The organism is Actinokineospora sp. (assembly GCF_050699995.1).
Classification (GTDB): domain Bacteria; phylum Actinomycetota; class Actinomycetes; order Mycobacteriales; family Pseudonocardiaceae; genus Actinokineospora.
In genome coordinates, this window is record NZ_JBOHGC010000561.1 from 1 (window position 1) to 1813 (window position 1813).

1 protein-coding gene is annotated in these 1813 nt (G+C 68.7%); it reads left to right on the forward strand.

Features of this window, described 5'->3' with window-relative positions; all coding sequences use genetic code 11:
• Positions 1-357: 357 nt before the first annotated feature.
• Positions 358-1813: S8 family serine peptidase (locus ACRDSQ_RS27295; protein ID WP_431424930.1), on the forward strand; the 1456-nt coding region annotated here is incomplete at its 3' end.

Sequence of the window (1813 nt, forward strand, 5' to 3'; positions counted from 1 at the left end):
ACCCTTCGCCCGGCGAGGCGGGCTCTGGGCAAGCGGATGAACCCATTCGACTCGCCCCGACAGTTCGTCGGGGCTTCGCTCAGGGCAGGCACGGATGACACGGATAGGGGAAAGGATTCACCACCGAGGGCATGGAGGACACAGAGGGGGAAAGCAGATTCCTCCCCCGCCGGTTGCGAAGGCAACCGACGGGGTCGGAATGACAGCCTGGGCAGGGTTGGGCGCGGGGAGTAGTACTCCCAGTACCAAAGTACAGTTGACAATGGCAATGCGGAGGCGGAGAATCGCCCTATTCGGGGGGCGGAATCTCCGGTCGAGGGGGAGTCCATGAAAAAGCAGTTATGGAGCCTTGTCGCCGTGGTGTGCCTGCTCGCGCCCGCCTTCGCCCTTCGGGCTTCGGCGGGCGGGCCCGGTGGAGATGAAATCCCAGCGGCGGCGGCTTCGGCGGGGAAGCCCGCCACGGCGGGCAAGCCCGGGGAGATAGCGCCGGGGCGGTTCTTCGTGCGCTTCCGCGACTCGGTGCAGGCGCCGGGGGCGGTGGCGGCGGAATTGAGCCAGCGGCACGGGTTTCAGGTCGGGCACGTCTATCAATACACGCTGAAGGGGATGGCGATCCGCGTGACCCCGCAGGCGGAGCGCGGGGTGCTGACCGCGCTGAGCCGCGACCCGCGGGTGGAGAGCGTGGGGCACGACCGCTACATCGGACTGTTCGCGCAGACGGTGCCCAAGGGCGTGAACCGCATCAACGCCGAGCCGGGCGCGGGAGCGAACAACGGCAACAGCATCCGCGTGGCCATCTTTGACACCGGGCTTGACTTCAACCACTTCGACCTGGCGGCCAACATCAACTTCGACCTCAGCGCCGACTGCGAATTCTTTCCCGGGTTCGGGCTCTGTTTCACCGGCGGCGGGTTCGGGCAGGACGACCACTGGCACGGGACTTTTGTGGGCGGGGTGGTGGCGGCGCTGAACGACGGCACCGACGTCATCGGCGTGGCGCCGGTGGCGCAGCTCATCGCGGTCAAAGTGCTGGACTATACCGGGAGCGGCTTCTTCACCGACATTACCGCCGGGGTGGACTACGTCCGCAGCCTGAACGCCAACCCGAGCACGCGCGTGCACGTGGCCAACATGAGCCTGGGAGCGCGCTGCTCGGTGTGCACGGACAATTCGAGCGACCCCACCGTGCGGGCGTTCCACGACGCGGTGCGGGCGCTGGTGAACTCGGGCACCACGCTGGTGGTGTCGGCGGGCAACGACGGGGCGGACGCGTTCGACACCGTGCCGGCGAGCTTCGATGAAGTGGTGACCGTGTCGGCCATGGCCGACAGCGACGGGCAGCCGGGCGGGCTGGGACCGGCGCAGCAGTTGAGTGGAGGCCCGCCGATGCCGGACGACTCCTTCGCGTGGTTCTCCAACTTCGGGCCCGACGTCGACGTGACCGGGCCGGGGGTGCTGGAATTGTCGCTGAACGGGTCGTGGCTGGGCAGCACGACGCGCGTCAGCAGCGGGACGAGCTTTTCTTCGCCGCACGCCGCGGGCGTGGCGGCCATGTTTTACCGCCATCGGATTGATTCCGGCCAGGGCTTGCCCACGCCGGGACTGGTGCGGCAGGCGCTGATCGAGACCGGCGAGTGCCACGAAGGCGCCGGCGGCGTCTTCCACGGCACGACGGGCTGCGCGGAAGCGTGGCCGGGCGACCCGGACGGGTTGAACGAGCCCCTGGTGCGCGCGGACAACATCGACAACTTCGGCGTGCCGCCGGTGGTGAACGACGTGGCGGTGACGTCGGTGAGCGCGCCCTCGCCGGTGC